The organism is Colwellia sp. 6M3, assembly GCF_014077595.1.
Classification (GTDB): Bacteria; Pseudomonadota; Gammaproteobacteria; order Enterobacterales; family Alteromonadaceae; genus Cognaticolwellia.
The window spans coordinates 21143-40128 of sequence record NZ_JACGWF010000016.1; the positions used below are offsets into that span (position 1 = coordinate 21143).

The following is an 18986-nucleotide window of genomic DNA, read 5'->3' on the forward strand; positions in this document are numbered from 1 at the left end:
GATTTAGCCTTAATGAATAAACCGTACTTATGCACCATACATAAAATACTCATGGTGCGTGCAGCACATTTTTTGTACTACTTTATATGCTAGTGTAGAAATTAAATTAAACAAATGAATAGATTTAATAATGTATTATTCTTATTATGCATACTGTAACTTGCTGGGCTCAATGATAATTGATCAATAAAGTGGAGATAGTATGAAGGTAGACTTAAATTTATTTGTGGTATTTGAAGCCATTTATTGTGAAGGTAATATTACTAAAGCGGCATCAGCTTTAAACTTATCACAGCCTGCAGTGAGTCACTCTTTAAGCAAACTTCGCCATAATTTTGATGATGCTTTATTTATTCGTCAAGGTAATGAAATGCGCCCAACGCCTGTAGCAAACAATGTTATTGCCGACGTTAGAGAAGCATTACAGCAATTAAAAGTCTGTTTGGCGCAATCTCGACAATTTGAACCTTTAGTCTCTAGAAATAACTTTAATATATCTCTTCATGGTGGATTAGAGGCATCATTTTTACCGCCACTGATGCAACGAATAAAGAAAGAAGCCCCTTTAATCAATTTACAAAGTAGCCGACGCGTTAATCGCAGCGAATTAGAAAATAAACTAGCCAGTGGTGATATTGATTTAGCGATAGACACTTTAGTCCCCGTTAGTGACAATATTTTACATACACAATTAGATCAAAATAAACTGGTTGTTCTAGTACGTAAGAACCACCCTATTGTAAAGTCTGTACTTGATTTAGATACCTATCTATCCCAAGATCATGTTTTAGTTTCATCTCGCACAATCGGGCCAAGTATAGAAGATTTTGAGTTAGGTCGATTGGGTTTACAGCGAAAGATTGGTCTTAGGTGTCAACATGCATTTTCTGCTTGCCAAGTAATTGCTCAGAACAACATGTTATTAACACTGATTGAAACAACAGCGAAGATGTATAGTGAAGTGCTTGATTTAGTTATATTTCCTTTACCTGTAAGCTTGCACGATATTGACGTTCATTTATATTGGCATAACAATGTTGACTTTGATCCAGCGAACAAATGGCTCAGAAATCAAATTATTCAAACAACTTCAAATACATAAGTTAACGTTAAGTATTATTTTTAGGTAAATAGTTTTGGCTTTATTTTTAGCTGGAGTTAACTTTTATTCATCAGGGTGAAACCATATTTCAATTTCATCTGTTACGACTTCAAATTTAGCACTGTGCACTACATTTGCGGGTACATGATACCACTGCCCAACTTTTATATACTGAGTTTCACCTTGCATAGTCAACTGTAATTCGCCACGCGTTATCACACCATAGTTATCCGTGTCGTGTTGATGAGGTGGTATTTCTGTTCCTGCTGGGTAAGAGGCAAAAAGCACATCACTGCCATTTGCCGCTAATTTATATGCGTCAAATCTGCCGTCAAATAGTGGAAGTGTTTTTATCTTGCTTGGATATTCGCCTGCCATTAGCTTTCCTATACTGTTTCTTTAAAAGATATAATGTGCAATTTAAAGCGTTATATTCAAGCTTTATTTAGTACAACAGACAATATAGTAAGGTGGTTTTTTGAAAGGAGACTCATCGTAATACTACTGCAATTTACTCCATTTATTAATAATAGCGTCTAACTCACCAGATTTTTTTAGCTCGCTAATTGCGTCATCAATCATGTATACCGTTTTAGGGTCTACTGAATGTTTACTAAACATGAAGTGAATACCTGATTGATAAATAGTTATTTTATGCTGCTCAAATTCACCGTTCATTTGATATTTGTTTGAGAACGCTGTAATGGTGGCTGGGTCAACTAAAAAACCATCAATATGACCTTGCATCAGTAATGTTACATTTTCTTCAATATCAACAACTTCAATGATATGCTCTTGAAAATGAGTGGTTTTCATTAATTCTTTGTACGCTTCTCCATAATAATATCCACTCTCGACCCCTATCATATAATCACTATTTATAAGATCAGATAAAGTGTCTAATTTAATCGCTTTAGTTTGGCCACTTCTGACATATAGATTAACTGTTTCTTGCCTATAAGCTTGTGTAAACATAGCATAGTGTAACCTTTCTTCACTATATGACGCGCCCATAGCAACATCCAATTCACCTAATTTTATATAGTGTAGATGTCGTTTCCACGGTAATTCAGTATAAGCTGTTTCATAACCAACTTTAGCCAAAATAGTATTAAAAATTTCAAAATCTAAACCCACGAGATCTTGTTGACTAGTTCGATATTGATATGGGTACCAGAGTTCCCAACCGACCTGTAACTCTTTAGCATTGGCAGTAATGTTGATAATAAGTACAAAAATGATAAATAAGTTTTTCATGTTATGCCTTTCATACCTTGTTCATTACCGACTTAGCTAATAGTAGACCTTATAAATTTGAAGGTTTTAATTTTAGCACCAATGCAGGGTCTAACCTCATGTTGAACCAGTTAACTCGCCAATCTAAATGTGGTCCTGTTGCTCTGCCACTTGCGCCTACTGCTGCGATTAGTTCACCTTGCTTAACATCATCACCTTCTTTAACGTATGAATCGCTTAAGTGTAAAAATGTTGAAGTAACGCCGTGTCCATGATCAATAATCATAGTACCACCCGAGTAAAACATGTCAGCTACATACATTAATATTTTACCGTCTGCAGGAGATTTTACCGGATCGCCTTTTTTACCCGCATAATCTAAACCATAATGTGGTGTTTTAGGTACACCATTATAATAACGTTGACTACCATATACACCGGTAATTATGCCATCAATAGGCGCGATAAAGCCTTGAGAAAATGCCGTTAAATCGCTATCAACCTGGCGCGCAGCTCTAATTTTTTTATTATCTTCCCCAACTCGGCTGATGGCTTTTTTGTTGGGGTTCATAATTTTTTTCGAAATACCATTCACACGTTGAATGTTATAATTTCGCTTTAAAGGTTTTAGTAAACGCTTTTCAGTTTCACCACTTGGGCTTATGATCAATAACTCACTGTTATTTTTCTCATCTCGGCTAAAACCCAAAGCATAGTCGCCCTGCTTAGAAACCTTAATTTTATTTCCATTTAACGTTACTGTGTTTTCTGGCTTCGTTTTACCCACAATCAGTGAACCTTGAAAAAAAGGTTCACTTGATACGGTTTCTGCTTGTGTTGATACAACATTTGCAAATAACAAACCAGATACAATATACAGCTTTAATAAAATTGTTCTGTGTTTACCCATGAGCAATGGCACCTTTTGCAACACCTTCAAATGCAACAACTTTAAACTCATCATTAGGTGATTGCTTTTTAAGTTGTCGAACAATAAAATCAGCAAGTAACTCCACCGTTGAATCGCAATCAACCACATCTAATATGTTACTTGGTACCGCAATATCAAATCGGCCTTGCGGTGCATAGTAAGAAAATAATTGGTGATCGGGTGTCAAATTAGCGATAGCTACTTCAGATAACTCTAAATCACTTAGCGCTATACGATCAGCTTCACTGGCAAGGTAAATATCTTGCCAACGTAAACTCCACACTTCTTCAAGTGCTGATGAACGTTTACCATTTTTATAGATATGAATTTTAGAGCGATGGCCATGGGCAATGCGCTGACAATTACCGTCATGCAATTTCAAGCCATGGGTATAATGATAGTAGGCACCATCAATAACTTCTGGTCTTAAATTTAGCGTTAAGCCTTGAACATTTTTAGGTAAATGCGTAAGAATGATGGTCGTTAAATATGCGGTAACTGACTCTATATCTATTTGCTTAGTGTCTATTTTTGCAAAAGCACAACTAGGTGACTGTAAATAGTACGCACCTTGTTTTGATTCAAAATTTACAAACTCATGACCATCTCTTTGCGTTGATGGCTCTGCATTAATATTATTATCTTGCATTGGCAATAATAGTTTATGATCAACAGCATCATCAATAATGGCTTTGATTTGCTTTTTAACCACGGCAAAATCAAGCACCATGCTCATTTCATTTAAACTGCCATCAAGTAAAACATCTACAATCCAGCTTTCACCCACTATGCCACGTGCACTACAACAATAAGAGAAGTCGATTACGGTTAAATCATTTACAAATAACTGCATTTATTATTATCCCCCTACTATTTCACTTGCCAAGCGATGGTTTCATCTGCACGAATAGGTACAACAACGTCATCACCAAATGCCATGGTTGCCGGTACGTTCCATGCTTGTTTTACTAAGGTTATTTTATCGCTGTTTACCGGTAAGTTATAAAATTTAGGACCGTTCAAGCTGGCAAAACCTTCAAGCTTATCAAGTGCACCGGCTTGTTCGAATGCTTCTGCATAAAGTTCAATAGCGGCATGCGCTGTGTAAGCACCGGCACATCCACATGCTGCTTCTTTAGCACCTTGTGGATGCGGCGCAGAATCTGTACCTAGAAAAAACTTTTCGCTACCACTGGTTGCCGCTTCAATTAAGGCATGTTGATGAGTATTACGCTTCAATATAGGTAAACAGTAGAAATGAGGACGAATACCGCCAACTAACATGTGATTACGGTTAAATAACAAATGATGAACGGTAATGGTTGCCGCAACGTTATCACTGGCTTCTTTAACGAAATCAACCGCATTTTTAGTCGTAATATGTTCTAAAACAATTTTTAATGTTGGATACTTTGCAACTAATGGGCGCAAAATAGTATCAATGAAGATAGCTTCACGATCAAAAATATCAATATCATGATCCGTTACTTCACCATGTACCAATAATGGCATGTTAACTTCTTCCATTGCGGCTAAAACTGGCGCAATGTTATCGACGTTAGTAACACCTGAAGAAGAATTGGTGGTTGCACCTGCTGGATAAAGCTTCGCGGCGTATACAATACCCGATGCTTTAGCGGCTTTAATATCTTCAGCCGTAGTCTTATCCGTTAAGTACAACACCATTAAAGGTTGAAATTGCTTACTCGGATTAGCAGCCATAATACGTTGATGATACTGGGTTGCTAATTCTGCATTAGTTACTGGCGGTACAAGGTTTGGCATTATAATAGCGCGACCAAAGTAGCGACTAATATCAGCAACGGTATTATTTAAGGCTTCACCGTCACGTAAATGTACATGCCAGTCGTCTGGTCTAGTAATGGTTAATGTGCTCATTTTTTTCCTAATTTTTTCATTTGCTATCGCTTAACTTCAGCAATAGGATTTATATATGGTTGATGCCTAACTGAGTAAACGTTAATTATTCGCTTTCTGAATGTTGCGTTTGCTCTAGGCTCGAGTTTTCATTATTTTGCGCTGTAGCTTGGTTTGAATTCGCGCTTTGATTAGCATTACTTTCCATTAATGCTAATAATTGATCTTTTAAATTTGGCGGTACTTTATAAATAGTAATGCTTTCATTAGCGGGGCTATAAACAACATCTTGACCAAAATGGCTACGCTCAAAACTCAAACTAATGCCGTTACCATAGCCTGCATATTTAGTCACTTTATTGACTACAGCTTGGTCATGCGGAAATGACTCTTCAATTGGATATGATTGCTCTTGGCAGAATTTATAAAAGTCTTGTCCACTTTCTTCTGTTTTAATTACATTACCAATTTCTTGCAATGACACATCTTGCGCTGACTCTTTTTGCTCTTTACAGTAACTTAATAGCTCTTTACGCGTTTGTTGCTTTTCATTCGCGTCAAACTGATTAACGGCAACATAGTCTTCAACGGCTTGTACTAAGGTTTGGGTTTGCTCTTTCGAGTTTAGCCCTTCTTCACAACTTAAAAAGTCTAAGAAAAAGTCAGATACTTTTCTGCCCGCACGGCCTTTAATAAATGAAATGTAACGGTTGCCTTCAGCATTATTTTGATAATCGAATAAATCAATTCGAGCCGCTAACTGTAATTTATTGGTATCAAGGTGCTGATCCGCTGAAATATTTAATTCACCATCAACAGAGTAATGTTCAGAAATAGGAATAATAGCCACCAGTAAGTAACGACCGCCCATATATTCATAATGACAAACAATTAAATAGCCCGTTTCAGCTAGGTCATATTTTTCTAATTCATTTTTAAGTAAATTACCGGCTTGGCCACTAAATTGATGAAAAGTTTGCGCATCACTTAAATAACTTTCCATTACATCAACAAATCGGGCACTGTCGCCTTCAGCTGGCATTGATGAAAAATGTCCGTAAGCCTTACTACCTTTACTATTATAAATTTTATGTAGTGCATCAACAAAACTTTCTATTTTGCTACTCGCCGCAACGTTTTCAGGCCCTAACCTGAGTACAACTTCACCTGTTTCTTCTTTTTTTGATAAAAAATGCAGTGTTATATTCGAAATTATTAAGCTCATAGATAAAGGCCAGTATTATATTGTTCGGGCATTTGATAAACTTAAGTCAGTTTATTCAATTACCATTAAGTGTTTAAGATGCCTATTGTATCCAAGTATTCCAACGAACGTGTAGAAAAAATTATTAAAGATTTGCTTGATGTACTCGTCAACGAGTCTGCAACCCCTGATCTAGCGCTGATGTGCTTAGGAAACACCCTAACTGAAATTATTATAAATAATGTTCCTAAAAAGGAACGAGAAGCAATAGTAAACAATTTTACCAACGCATTAAAACAATCTATACAAAATTCTAAATAAAAAGTATAAATAATAAGCGACATTCCTCAACAATAATAAGAGTATTTACGACGCAATGGCTTCATTTGAATCTAAACCCTATAGTAAGCGCCTATTACAGTTAGTTAGTTGGAGCCACTGGTTCACTTTTTTTAATATTATTGCGGCGATATTATTATCGTCAATTTATGTATTTAGTGAATCAATGCCCGAGACTTTATTAGGCCAAACGTATTTAGTTACTACGTGGTTAAGCCATATGGCTTTTCTAACCTTTATGAGTTTTGTACTCATTTTGTTTCCGATCACCTTATTATTTCCTCGCACTCGGTTTATTCGAGTTACCGCTTCCATTATTTTTACCATTGAACTATTACTGCTTTTATTAGATGCCTTTATTTATAATCGTTTAGGTTATCATTTAAATATTTCATCAAGTGCACCAATTCTTGAACTTATTACCAACGAAATTCAACAAAATAGCCGCGTTTTTTGGTTCGTTAGTTTAGTGTTAACCATGGTTATTTTGTCGTTTGAACTTATTACGTCAAACTATGCATGGAAACACTTAAAAGATTTACAAAAAACCATTTTTGCACGCTTTATTGTTATTCCACTTGTTAGCTTTTTCTTTTTTAGTCACATTATTCATATTTGGGCTGATGCTAATCTTGAATATGATGTGTTGCGTCAAGATACCGTTTTACCGTTGACTTATCCGTCTACGGCAAAAACCTTATTAACTAAATATGGCATGTTCGACAGAGTTGATTATATTGCTCGTCGTACTAGCCCGTTAGCCTTTACTGATGCCGTTCCTCAGTACCCGCAATATCAGGGTCAATGCCCGAATAATTCCGCCTTAAAACAATCAGTTTTTATGGTTATTACCGACCAAACCTTACAAGTTGCACAGTTGGATAAAATTAAGCAAAGAGTCAAGCACGGCATACTCTCGCTGGATAACCATGTTGATAACGCGTTACCAAAAGATGCTTGGTTTAATCTGTTTTATAGCTTGCCGAGTATTTATAAAGAATCGTTAATTGAACAACACGCTCAACCATTACTTTTTCAGATTATAGAACAAAAAAATCTTGCTAAATCGTTTACTATTATTGGTGAAGATAACAGTGAAGCGTCAATCATTAACTCAAATGGCTTACTGAATATTACTAATGAATTATTCTCTAGCACAACGAAACTAAATGATATTTCTAGCTTAATTTTTGCTGATAAATTGAATAGCTACTCGCCAGGCTTACACGTATTTTACTTTAAAGGTGACAATAGTTATCAGTATGAATTGTTTTTAGATGCTTTAATGTCAGCACAAAATAAACAGCAAAATGATAATGAAATTAACGATATTCTTTGGATCAGCTCGGTTGGTAACAGCACAATAGATACAAGCTTATCAACTAAACCTGCGTTATTTGTTTTACCTGAAAGTAAGAATACGTTTATTAATAACCTGACAAGCCATATGGATGTACAACCCACCTTAATTAAACGTTGGTTAGGTTGCGATATTGATGAAAAAGGCTATAGCAATGGCACTGACATCAAAGCGTTAACTTATGACCGCATTATTGCGAATACTATGGATAATGGTATTGTTGTTTTTAATAAAGATAAATCAATGTTTGTTGACCAAAATGGTAACTTCCAAAGTTATTCTATTCAGCTTGCCGCGCCTATTACGGCAAAACCTGACTTTCCATTAATGATTGATGGTGTTAATTTTATTAAGCAATTCAGTAAGCAAGCACAAAGTGTTCAATAATTAGTCGCTTAGCTTAACGGTAACGTTTTTTAATTGCATTCGACCCATAAATCATTAATATAGCTCGCATAAGCTTTTATCCCCATTAAGCTTATTATTCGGGGTATAGCGCAGCTTGGTAGCGCGTGCGTCTGGGGGACGTGAGGTCGCAAGTTCGAATCTTGCTACTCCGACCACATTAAGTAATATAAATTAGCCGCTTATAGAGTAAACAAAAACTCTTAAGTGGCTTTTTTGTACCTATTAATATTTAACTAACCTATATCTAACGCATGTCTAACAAAAATCCACTTTTGTTAACTTCAAACCTTAGTGTTATGCATTTAATTATAGAAACCAATTGTATCGTCACTAGTGCCCTATTCTTATGCCGTTAACAATTAATTTTCGGTATATCTCGCCACTTACTGGTAAAGCTCGGGGAAAGAAATTCACGTCGCATATGCCATTTTTCAATGCGGCCCTGCGCTGCTAGCTGTAATGTTTCATTACCGTAACGATTATTTATACCGTCGTAGCAGTGCATTAATTTAGGGTCGTCACTATTTGGCCAGAATAGATCCTGTTGTTGAAACTGGTTATTTTCAAGCTCAATAGCACCTACACCGCAGCGATAGAAATTAACACCACTGGCATAAATACGGTTAAATACCGTTGATATGGCATTGGCAATACTGAGCGTGTTATCAGTTGCAATGCTAAATTCATAAATAATCGATTGATTGTAGTAGTTATCGTCATGAGGTGAACTTGCTGCAAAAATTGCTAGGCGTTTTACCCGAGAATGCTGTTTTCTTAATTTTCGAGCTACAATGACTCCGTGGCTGACCAGTGCTGTTTTTAATTGATGAGTTTCATTAACACGCTGTCCAAAGCTTCTCGTTGAAAAAATTTCTTTTTTGGGTTGTTTTACCTCATCCCAATGAATACAAACAATACCGTTAAGCTCATTAACGGTTCGCTCAACCAGTACGCTAAATTGGCTGCGCATAGCTTTAGGTGACTGATTGGCTAAATCCCACGCGGTAGCAATACCTAATACATTTAAACGTTTGCCTAATCGGCTGCCAATTCCCCATACGTCAGTTACTGTCATTTTTGATAACACGTCTTTGCGTGATGCTATATCGTCAACCACCGCAACCCCGTTATAACCCGGTAACTTTTTAGCCGCATGGTTAGCCGCTTTGGCTAACGTTGGTGTCGAGCCAAATCCTACACCAACGGGTAAGCGTGTTTCTTGCCAAACAGCACGGCGTATGTTGTGACCATATTGCTGCCAATCCATAATAATTTGATTATATTTTTTGAATTGTAAAAATGACTCATCAATCGAGTATACATATTGGTTATCACAGAAACGCCCAATAACATTCATCATTTTTTCGCTCAAATCTGCATATAGCTCGTAATTTGACGAGCGAATAACCACATTATGTTTTGCCAAGAAATGTTTAATTTGAAAGTAAGGTTTAAACTTAGGTATACCTAAACGCCTGCCTATGGGGCAAACAGCGCAAATACAGCCATCGTTATTTGTTAGTACGACTACGGGCCTATTGCGAATTAAAGGGTCAAATACCTTTTCACAAGAGGCATAAAAGGATACCGCATCAACTAACGCATACATGCGCTCAGCTCCCTTGCTGGTCGATGTAATCGTATTGAGCGCGTAACAACGCCTTCTATTTGAAATTCATCTTCTGGGGTAATGTTCACAGGTTTATGCTTGAACGAGGCAGATAATAATCTAGCGTTCTTTTTATCAATAAGTTTGCACGTAAAACAACCGTTGTAGTTAGCAACAATCACGTCTCCGTCTTTTACTGTTTCACCACGGTCGACGAGTAATAAATCACCATCGAAAATACCTAAACCTTGCATTGAGGCCCCCTGTGCTAAACCGATAAACGTTGCATCTGGGTTTGAAATTAAAAGTTGATCAAGTGATAAGCCAAGCTCTTTATATTCAGCTGCAGGAGATTCAAAGCCAGAGATACCGGCCTCAATATAAATCGGAATAACTTTCATAACACACAACCATAACTGTACATTTATACAGTATAATTTATTGCGTAAATTTGAGGAAGCTTTTTATTATATGCAGTTACAAGTGTGTGGATAAATATACTACAACGCACTAGGCGAAGTTACGTTATACCTAATGTGAGTTTAAAAATAATATACAGTGGTTACGCATCAACAACCTCTGTTTCAAAAAATGGTTACATACATAGCTTGTTAGAAGTCAATATAATCGCTAAAATTACGGTATTATATAGCATCTATCATTCGGTAAAAGAAAATGAAATCGATCAATATTATATGGGTGGTGATGTTACTTTCATTATTGTTCAATGCAGCCAACGCAGCAGAAAAGTTAACGGTAGTATTTGGTGGTAAATTAGCGCCTTGGGTTCTATCTGACACGAATGAAGGTATTATTATCGATCTATTAAAAGCAACAATGAAGCCCTTGGGTTATGAAATACAGCCATTGTACCTCCCTTATGCTCGTCGAATTAATGCCTATAAAACAGATGAAGTTGATGTGGTATCTGATATGAATTTAAACACGATCAACGAACACGGTTTAAAAGGTTATCTTTCAGATACTGCCTACGCTTACGAGAACTTTGCTTTTAGCTTACATAAAAATAACTTTGAATTTAACGAATTAAAAGATCTTAAAAACCACAGTTTACTTTCATGGCAAGATGCTGCTATTCATTTAGGTGAAGCATACGCTAATATGGCAAATAACCACTCGAGTTATAGCGAAACATTTGATCAATTAGTACAAGTTAAAATGCTGTTTTTAGAGAAGTTTGACGTAGTACAAATGGATGCGCACATTTTTGATTATTACCGCGTTCAAATAATCAATAACCGCAAAATTAATGCCGCTCAACAAGTCGATCGTTTTGGGCTATTTGGTGCAAGCCCTAATGGCTTTTTATTTAAGTCAGAGGCCTTACGTAATAAGTTTAATACACAATTACGACACCTTAAGGCTACAGGTGAATATCAAAAAATATTTGATCGCTACTTAACGCTCGATAACACAAACGCTGAACAACCAGACAAGGTAAAAGCATTCAATTAATTGCTATTTAAGAGTCTACACAGCTTTAACTCATTGACCTGAAAAAGTCATTTACCCTTGCACCTGCACACATACCTGCACTTAAACTTTAAGAAAGTAAGGTATAGCAACTAAAATTACGCCAACAATAAGCAGCATAGTAACGCTAGACATAAAGTATGGAAATACAAATAAAGCTAGCCCTGTGCAAAGCGGCACAATTGCTTTTTGTTTTCTACCATACATGAAATAACCTATACCAATACCACCAAATAAAACGCTCCAAAGCATTATTGAAGAACTATCCATATAACATCCCTTTTTAAGTTATTAACCAACCTGTAAAGAACCAATAACTATTGTTTTAGTTTATCTAGTCGATTGGTTTGTGTTTTCTATACATAAAAAAAATCCAATACCTAGGTATTGGATTTTTTTGAAGCTGACATTAATTAACCAACATTAATGTTAGTACAACCTTTCATATAAGGTTGTAAAACGGTTGGTACGTTAACGCTACCATCTGCTTGTTGGTAGTTTTCAAGCACCGCTACTAACGTACGACCAACAGCAAGACCAGAGCCATTAAGTGTATGTACAAGTTCTGGCTTATTGCTTTCACTGCTACGATATCTCGCTTGCATTCTACGTGCTTGGAAATCGCCCATATTTGAACAAGAAGAAATTTCACGGTAAGTATTTTGCGCAGGAAGCCATACTTCAATATCAAACGTTTTAGTTGCACTAAAACCAATATCACCCGTACACAACACTACTGTACGATAAGGTAATTCTAATTTTTCAAGAATTTTTTCTGCATGACCCGTTAAGTCCTCTAAAGCTTGAAAAGAGTCTTCTGGCTTAACAATTTGCACCATTTCAACTTTGTCGAATTGATGTTGGCGGATCAAGCCGCGAATGTCTCTACCATAAGAACCTGCTTCACTTCGAAAACACGGTGTATGTGCACACATTTTTATTGGCAAGTCACTTTCTTCGATAATTTCATCGCGCACTAAGTTAGTTAACGGTACTTCAGCGGTTGGAATTAAAGAAAGCTTTTTGTTGTTTAATTCGGTATGGAATAAATCTTCACCAAATTTGGGTAATTGACCCGTACCATATAGAGAGTCATGATTGACTAAGTAAGGTACGTACATTTCTTGGTAGCCGTGCTCTTCGCTATGCACGTCTAACATAAATTGGGCTAATGCACGGTGCAACTTAGCAATTTGACCGCGCATAACGGCGAAACGAGTACCAGCAAGCTTTGCTCCACTTTCAAAGTCTAAGCCTTTGTCTAGTGCCGTAGCAACGTCAACATGGTCTTTTACTTCAAAATCAAATTCACGTGGCGTACCCCAACGTTTAATTTCTACGTTGTCGTCTTCGCTAGCACCGGCTGGTACTGACTCATGAATTAAGTTTGGTATTGCTGAGGCAATAAAATCAATTTTCGCAAGCACTTGAGTTTGTTCTTCTTTTGCCGCTTCTAGCTCATCACCCAGTTTACTCACTTCGGCCAATAAAGGCTGAATATCTTCGCCACGGGCTTTAGCTTGTCCTATAGACTTAGAACGAGTATTTCGCTGGTTTTGTAAGTCTTGCGTATTCATTTGGATAGCTTTACGTTGCTCTTCTAACGCCATTAGTTCTGCGGTGTCTAACGTATATCCACGTTTAGCAAGTTCAGCTGCGGTGTTTTCTATATCTGTTCTAAGTAGTTTTGGATCAAGCATGATATGTCACGTGTTTTCTTTGTTATTTACTTGTTAAAAATAGATACAATATACATGCCTAACGCTGCTGCAAAAATGCATAAGCAAACATTAAGTAAAATGTTTATTGTCGCTTTAAATATGTCACCTTGTTGAATTAATAACAACGTGTCTAATGAGAAGGTTGAGAAAGTGGTAAATGCGCCTAAAAAGCCAATACCAATAAGTGTTCGATAAACACTTACTTCAATCACACCTTGTTCAATTAACCCATAAAGTGCTCCCATGATCAGGGATCCGGAAATATTAACCGCCAACGTAGCAAAAGGGAATCCTTTTCCGAGCCAATTTAAAATTAATTGTGAAATATAAAATCGAAAGCTCGCACCAAAAGCGCCACCTAAGGCAACAAATAGATATAAAGTGAAGTTACTAATAGTGTTAGTCATATCGACGTTGGTCAGATTGTTGGTTTAACTGATTTAAATAATTTAGTTTCTCACGCAGTTGTTTTTCAAGACCACGGTCAGTGGGTTGATAAAGAGTTGTTTGGGCGATTTCTTCTGGAAAGTAATTCTCACCTGCAGCAAAGCCCCCAACTTCATTATGAGCATAGCGATACTCTTCACCATGTCCCAACTCTTTTGTAATGGCACTGGTAGAATTTTTTAAATGCAATGGCACGTCAAGATCACTGGTTTCTTTTGCTAAGGCTTTTGCTTGTGAAAATGCCATATAAACGGCATTACTTTTCGGTGCAAGTGCCATATAGACCGTAGCTTGGGCTATTGCGCGTTCACCTTCGCTTGGGCCAACCCGTTGAAAAGTATCCCAAGCGTTTATTGCTAATTGCATAGCACGAGGGTCAGCATTTCCAATATCTTCACTGGCGATAGCAAGAAGACGTCGTGCAACATAAAGTGCATCGCCGCCACCGGTTAAAATACGTGCATACCAATACAGTGCGGCATCGGGATCTGAGCCTCGAACCGATTTATGAAAAGCACTAATGAGGTCGTAAAAAGCATCACCGCCTTTGTCATAAAGGGCAATTTTATTACCTGCAACTTGAATTAGCTGCTCTTTACTGAGTATTTGTTGGTTTTTTTCAACCTTGGTAATTTCTAAACAATTTTCAAATAAATTTAATAACCTACGTGCATCACCATTGGCTAAAGCAATAAGTTGCTTTTTAGTGGCTTCATCAATAATGATATCAAGTTGAGTGCTGTTTGTTTGATAAGTTATCGCACGAGCAAGTACATTACTTAGGTTAGCTTCGCTGAGTTTTTTTAAAGTATAAACACGGGCACGCGATAAAATAGCCTGATTTAGCTCAAAGGCAGGATTTTCAGTTGTTGCACCAATAAAAATAATGGTGCCGTCTTCAATATGCGGTAAAAATGCATCTTGCTGGCTTTTATTAAATCGATGTACTTCATCAACAAACAGTACCGTCCTTCGTTGTTGATGGGTTGCGCGACTTTTTGCATTTTCAATGGCTTGGCGAATATCTTTAATGCCTGATGTTACTGCAGAAACTCGCTCAATATCGGCATTAGCATGATGTGCAATAATTTCAGCTATGGTAGTTTTTCCAGTGCCTGGCGGCCCCCAGAATATAATAGAGTGTACTTTACCTTGCTCTATAGCCAAGGGTAATGGCATACCTTTAGCTAGTATGTGTTCTTGGCCTTCATAATCTGCGAGCGATCTAGGCCTTAATTTAGCCGCTAAGGGTTTAAAACGGTCATCTTCAGCAAACTCTAGTTCGAGTGAGCCGTTAGCGTTGGTCATCTAAATAAACACCTTCAGGGACGGTAAACTGGAATAAACTCGATTCGGGTTTTGTATTTTTATCTTCAAGGCTAATAACACTAAGCTGCCCTGTTGCGTCTAGAATATTAAACGCTGAAAGTTCAACTTTCTGCGCATTGCCGGTAAAGCTAAGCTCTAAACTTTTAACGCGCGAGTTTTCATTATTTGCCGTGACCAAATAACGATTATTCGTTAACTGGCTTACGGTGTAATCTTGCCATAGTTGCTCATTGTTACTGGTAATTAATAAAATAGGCGTATTGGCTATCGCGCTTTCTAAAGTGTAAACACTGACCTGTTCAACAAAGAGATCATAAAACCATAAATTTTCGCCATCTGATACTATCAATGACTCATCAGGCATTAGGGTCTGCCAATGCACTAAATTAGGCTTGCTGACAGAAAGTGAACCACTGCCTTGTTGTAATTCATTACCTGCTTCATCAAATATGCGTTGAGTAAAATCTGCGCTGAAAAAGTCAATTTTCGCTAATTTGGCCATTAACTCACTTTTGTGATCATTGGCTTTATTCATTACCGATACATCAGCTGAATACTCTGCTGTGCCGTTATCTGTTAGTTTTTTGGTTAAATCTACTGGCTTGGTAATTTTAGTATGATCTGGATTAACCTTTATAGAATGAACATCCAAATTGTCATGACTTACCGCTAAACTAACCGTTGAAAATACCGCACTACATAGCGTTGCAATGGCAACGCTATTTTTTATTAATTTAATCTTAAATAGCATGTTAGTGTTCCTTAATTGGCGGTGGCGCTAACACTTCTCGTGCGCCATTATTACCTGGTCTGCTTACGACACCATGTGATTCCATTTGTTCAACAATACGCGCAGAACGGTTGTAACCAATTCTAAATTTTCTTTGGATGCTAGAAATTGACACTCGACGACTTTCTGTAATAAAAGCTAATGCTTCATCATACAATGTATCTATTTCTTCTTCACTATCGGCATCTGCTTGCTCACCAGGTAGTAAAATATCTTGTTCTGAATCGCCTGAAAGGATCTCTTCAATGTAATTAGGCTCTGCTCTTGATTTCCAATCGTTAACTACTGCGTGAACTTCGTGGTCGTCAACAAAAGCACCATGAACACGAATAGGTACGGCTTCACCAGGCGGTAAATAGAACATATCACCCATGCCCAGTAATTGATCAGCACCTTGTTGATCAAGAATAATACGAGATTCAATACGCGATTGTACTCTCAGTGCCATACGTGTTGGAATGTTGGCTTTTATTAAGCCCGTAATAACATCGGCTGACGGGCGTTGAGTCGCTAAAATCAAGTGAATACCAGCAGCACGCGCTTTTTGAGCAATTCGAGCAATAAGTTCTTCAACTTTTTTACCTACTATCATCATCATGTCAGCAAATTCGTCAACAATAATAACAATCGAAGGTAGCTTTTCTAATGTTGGAGGCGTTTGTGTAAAGGCATCACTTGGTTGCCATAAAGGGTCTATTAAAGGTTCCCCGGCAGCAATGGCTTTAGCCACTTTATCGTTATAACCTTTGAGGTTACGTACGCCAAGTTTAGACATTAATTGATAACGTCGCTCCATTTCTCCAACACACCAACGTAATGCATTCGCCGCTTCTTTCATGTCGGTTACTACTTCAGATAGAAGATGAGGAATACCATCATAAACCGATAATTCTACTTGTTTAGGGTCAATCATTATCATGCGTACATCTTCAGGAGAAGACTTATACAAAATACTGACTATCATGGTATTAACAGCTACAGATTTACCTGAACCGGTAGTACCTGCCACTAATAAATGTGGCATTTTAGCCAAATCAGCAATAACCGGTTGGCCAGAAATATCGCTACCGATAGCCATAGCTAAGTTTGATTTTGAAAGTGCAAATTTTTCACAAGAGATAACATCAGCGAAAAATACGGTTTCGCGATGTTTGTTAGGTAATTCAATACCAATAACTGATTTGCCTTCAATAACTTCAACAACTCGTACGCTTTTAGCCGATAAAGAACGTGCCAAATCTTTTGATAAATTGGTAATTTTACTGGCTTTAACCCCTGGCGCTAAGTTTAGCTCAAAGCGAGTAATAACCGGGCCTGGGAATACACCAACAACTTCAGCCTTGATACCAAATTCCAACAGTTTTGCTTCTACTAAGCTAGACACTAAATCAAGTTGCTCTTGATCAATTGGGTTTTCAACTTTATCTTTTCTGTCTAACAAATCTAATGAAGGCATATCATTATAATTTGGCTCTGCCGGTTTATCTTTGTCTAACTGCTGATAAATTTTATCATGTAGGGTTACAGGCTCTTCAACAACAATTTTTTCAACGGGCTCGAAAGCGGCAGCAATTTCATCATCGCTGACATGCTCTTGCACATTCATGGCAAGCGGCTCCCCCATTAATTCATCTATATCAACATAAGGTTCATTGTCGCGAGAGTTATAAGCGCTGTCATCGATACTCTTGGCAATAAGGCTGTCATGCTTAGCATCACTAATAGCTTCCATAGCGTCTTTGACTTCATCAGACTCTTTTTCAAAAGCTATGTAATGCTCTGGAACATTATCGTTTGAAGTCGCTTTAGTACTATTGAGTTTTTCAGCAGCTTGCTCAATATTTAATGATTGAGCTGTTACTGTTTCTTTTTCTGGGCTTGTACCTAAATGATGTTTAATAACCGCAGGTATAGTTAAGCTATATTCAATAGCATTTATCGCTAACTCCCCTACTTTATCAATAGCATTAAGTAACGAAATGCCGGTTAACAAAACGAAGCCTGACCCACAAAATGTAACAAATAACAGTGTGCTACCAACAAATGACAAATAAGGTATCAGTGAGTTACTGAGTACGTCGCCTAAAATACCACCCGCAGAAAAATAAAAAACGTCGTCAAAATTCATGCTAGCTATCGAGGTTATACCGATATAAAACAAAATAAAGCCAATAAACTTTAAGCCTAATGTTAGGTAATCAAGTCGAATTAACTGGTGATACTTTTGAAATAACAACCAACCTGTTATCGCAATAACAAAAGGTAAGCTATAGGCAATTAACCCAAATAAATTTAGCAGTAAATCAGATAAATATGCGCCAACTGCGCCACCTAAATTTCGGACAGGATTTTGATAACCCGTTTGAGACCAACCGGGATCAGCGGGATCAAAACTAAATAATGCTAGCATGATAAACATAGCAAAAACGCAGGACACTAAAAGTCCGGCTTCGAGCAGGCGTTGAACGCCATTTAACTTTGGAGATGGAGAAGACAAATGCACACTCTTCTGAAAATTATCATTATAATAATGCTAAAATACCAAACATTAGCGATGAATAAAACGTAATACCGAATATTTACCGTGAATAATGGCTTTTAACGCTTTATAGGTAAGTGATTTGAGGATTTAACCTCTTCCATAACGACATAGGTTCTACTTTCACTAACCGCAGGTAACCTTAACAAGGTGTCTCCCAATAGTTCGCGATAAGCGGTCATATCTGCAACACGTGTTTTAAGTAAAAAATCGAAATTTCCTGAAACTAAATGACATTCTTGAATCACGTCTAAGCCATGCACCGCTTTAGAAAAATCGTCAAAAACATCAGGGCTGGTTTTAGTTAGTGTAATTTCTACTATCACTAATAATGCGGCATCCAATTTTCTTGGGTTTAAAATAGCTTGATAACCAACAATAAATTGGTCGTTTTCTAAACGCTTCACCCTTTCAAGACAAGGAGTAGCGCTTAAACCTACTCTTTTAGAAAGTTCAATATTGGATAAACGACCATTTTTTTGTAATTCAAACAAGATATTTTTATCTATTCGATCTATTTTTTTTGTCACTGCAGAATTCATATACAATCCACTAATAAAATAAACATTTACAGGATTATATCCTAACATTGATAGAAT

General features: G+C 37.1%; 19 protein-coding genes and 1 tRNA gene. 5 read left to right on the top strand and 15 right to left on the bottom strand.

From position 1 onward, the window contains the following. Positions 1-202 precede the first annotated feature (202 nt). Positions 203-1102, top strand: coding sequence for a LysR family transcriptional regulator (locus tag H4J50_RS05475; RefSeq protein ID WP_108456043.1), 900 nt, complete (start codon positions 203-205; stop codon positions 1100-1102). A gap of 63 nt (positions 1103-1165) precedes the next feature. Here the strand turns inward: H4J50_RS05475 and H4J50_RS05480 are convergent, their stop codons facing one another. The 6 genes from H4J50_RS05480 to yejK all read right to left on the bottom strand — a co-directional run bounded on the left by H4J50_RS05480 (position 1166) and on the right by yejK (position 6372). Continuing rightward, on the bottom strand, positions 1166-1480 hold the full coding sequence (locus H4J50_RS05480; RefSeq protein ID WP_182254945.1) for a cupin domain-containing protein: 315 nt from the start codon (positions 1478-1480) through the stop codon (positions 1166-1168). A 123-nt stretch (positions 1481-1603) separates the two neighbouring features. After that, complete coding sequence (locus H4J50_RS05485; RefSeq protein WP_182254947.1) at positions 1604-2359, bottom strand: ABC transporter substrate-binding protein; 756 nt, start codon at positions 2357-2359, stop codon at positions 1604-1606. A 49-nt stretch (positions 2360-2408) separates the two neighbouring features. Further along, the gene (locus tag H4J50_RS05490) at positions 2409-3248 is read right to left on the bottom strand and encodes a M23 family metallopeptidase (RefSeq protein ID WP_182254949.1); all 840 of its coding nucleotides are present in this window, start codon (positions 3246-3248) and stop codon (positions 2409-2411) included. Further along, on the bottom strand, positions 3241-4122 hold the full coding sequence (locus tag H4J50_RS05495; RefSeq protein WP_182254951.1) for a 6-carboxytetrahydropterin synthase: 882 nt from the start codon (positions 4120-4122) through the stop codon (positions 3241-3243). The genes H4J50_RS05490 and H4J50_RS05495 overlap by 8 nt, the downstream gene beginning before the upstream one ends. Before the next feature lie 17 nt (positions 4123-4139). Further along, positions 4140-5168, bottom strand: a complete 1029-nt coding sequence (gene pyrC, locus H4J50_RS05500) for a dihydroorotase (RefSeq protein ID WP_182254953.1) — start codon at positions 5166-5168, stop codon at positions 4140-4142. A gap of 85 nt (positions 5169-5253) precedes the next feature. After that, on the bottom strand, positions 5254-6372 hold the full coding sequence (gene yejK, locus H4J50_RS05505; RefSeq protein ID WP_108456037.1) for a nucleoid-associated protein YejK: 1119 nt from the start codon (positions 6370-6372) through the stop codon (positions 5254-5256). 78 nt (positions 6373-6450) lie between these two features. On the opposite strand from yejK, the gene H4J50_RS05510 reads away from it, so the two are divergent. The 3 genes from H4J50_RS05510 (at position 6451) to H4J50_RS05520 (ending at position 8613) form a co-directional block, all read left to right on the top strand. Further along, positions 6451-6672, top strand: coding sequence for a DUF1414 domain-containing protein (locus tag H4J50_RS05510; RefSeq protein WP_081153610.1), 222 nt, complete (start codon positions 6451-6453; stop codon positions 6670-6672). A 55-nt stretch (positions 6673-6727) separates the two neighbouring features. Continuing rightward, positions 6728-8437 carry a DUF3413 domain-containing protein gene (locus H4J50_RS05515; RefSeq protein WP_182254955.1) on the top strand — a complete coding sequence of 570 codons (1710 nt, stop codon included), beginning with the start codon at positions 6728-6730 and terminating at the stop codon, positions 8435-8437. A 99-nt stretch (positions 8438-8536) separates the two neighbouring features. Further along, positions 8537-8613: transfer RNA gene (locus H4J50_RS05520), tRNA-Pro, on the top strand. A 197-nt stretch (positions 8614-8810) separates the two neighbouring features. On the opposite strand, the gene H4J50_RS05525 is transcribed toward H4J50_RS05520, so the two are convergent. Together H4J50_RS05525 and H4J50_RS05530 are read right to left on the bottom strand one after the other, a co-directional pair. Beyond that, positions 8811-10067, bottom strand: coding sequence for a Y-family DNA polymerase (locus H4J50_RS05525; protein WP_182254957.1), 1257 nt, complete (start codon positions 10065-10067; stop codon positions 8811-8813). After that, positions 10055-10468, bottom strand: a complete 414-nt coding sequence (locus tag H4J50_RS05530; RefSeq protein WP_182254959.1) for a LexA family transcriptional regulator — start codon at positions 10466-10468, stop codon at positions 10055-10057. The genes H4J50_RS05525 and H4J50_RS05530 overlap by 13 nt, the downstream gene beginning before the upstream one ends. A gap of 274 nt (positions 10469-10742) precedes the next feature. Here H4J50_RS05530 and H4J50_RS05535 point away from each other — a divergent pair, with 274 nt between their 5' ends. Further along, the gene (locus H4J50_RS05535; RefSeq protein WP_182254961.1) at positions 10743-11543 is read left to right on the top strand and encodes an ABC transporter substrate-binding protein; all 801 of its coding nucleotides are present in this window, start codon (positions 10743-10745) and stop codon (positions 11541-11543) included. An 81-nt stretch (positions 11544-11624) separates the two neighbouring features. Here the strand turns inward: H4J50_RS05535 and H4J50_RS05540 are convergent, their stop codons facing one another. The 7 genes from H4J50_RS05540 to lrp form a co-directional block, all read right to left on the bottom strand. Continuing rightward, the gene (locus H4J50_RS05540; protein ID WP_108456032.1) at positions 11625-11831 is read right to left on the bottom strand and encodes a hypothetical protein; all 207 of its coding nucleotides are present in this window, start codon (positions 11829-11831) and stop codon (positions 11625-11627) included. 143 nt (positions 11832-11974) lie between these two features. Beyond that, a complete protein-coding gene (gene serS / locus H4J50_RS05545) occupies positions 11975-13261 on the bottom strand; it encodes a serine--tRNA ligase (RefSeq protein ID WP_108456031.1) in 1287 nt (428 codons plus the stop codon). 26 nt (positions 13262-13287) lie between these two features. Continuing rightward, complete coding sequence (crcB, locus tag H4J50_RS05550; protein ID WP_108456030.1) at positions 13288-13689, bottom strand: fluoride efflux transporter CrcB; 402 nt, start codon at positions 13687-13689, stop codon at positions 13288-13290. Continuing rightward, positions 13682-15037, bottom strand: a complete 1356-nt coding sequence (locus tag H4J50_RS05555) for a replication-associated recombination protein A (protein ID WP_182254963.1) — start codon at positions 15035-15037, stop codon at positions 13682-13684. The genes crcB and H4J50_RS05555 overlap by 8 nt, the downstream gene beginning before the upstream one ends. Further along, a complete protein-coding gene (gene lolA, locus H4J50_RS05560) occupies positions 15024-15809 on the bottom strand; it encodes an outer membrane lipoprotein chaperone LolA (protein ID WP_182254965.1) in 786 nt (261 codons plus the stop codon). Before lolA ends, H4J50_RS05555 begins: the two co-directional genes overlap by 14 nt. Before the next feature lies 1 nt (position 15810). Then, positions 15811-18267: a DNA translocase FtsK gene (locus H4J50_RS05565; RefSeq protein ID WP_404842744.1), complete on the bottom strand. Its 2457-nt coding sequence runs from the start codon at positions 18265-18267 to the stop codon at positions 15811-15813. Between the two features lie 179 nt (positions 18268-18446). Continuing rightward, positions 18447-18929, bottom strand: a complete 483-nt coding sequence (lrp, locus tag H4J50_RS05570) for a leucine-responsive transcriptional regulator Lrp (RefSeq protein ID WP_108456026.1) — start codon at positions 18927-18929, stop codon at positions 18447-18449. Positions 18930-18986 lie beyond the last annotated feature (57 nt).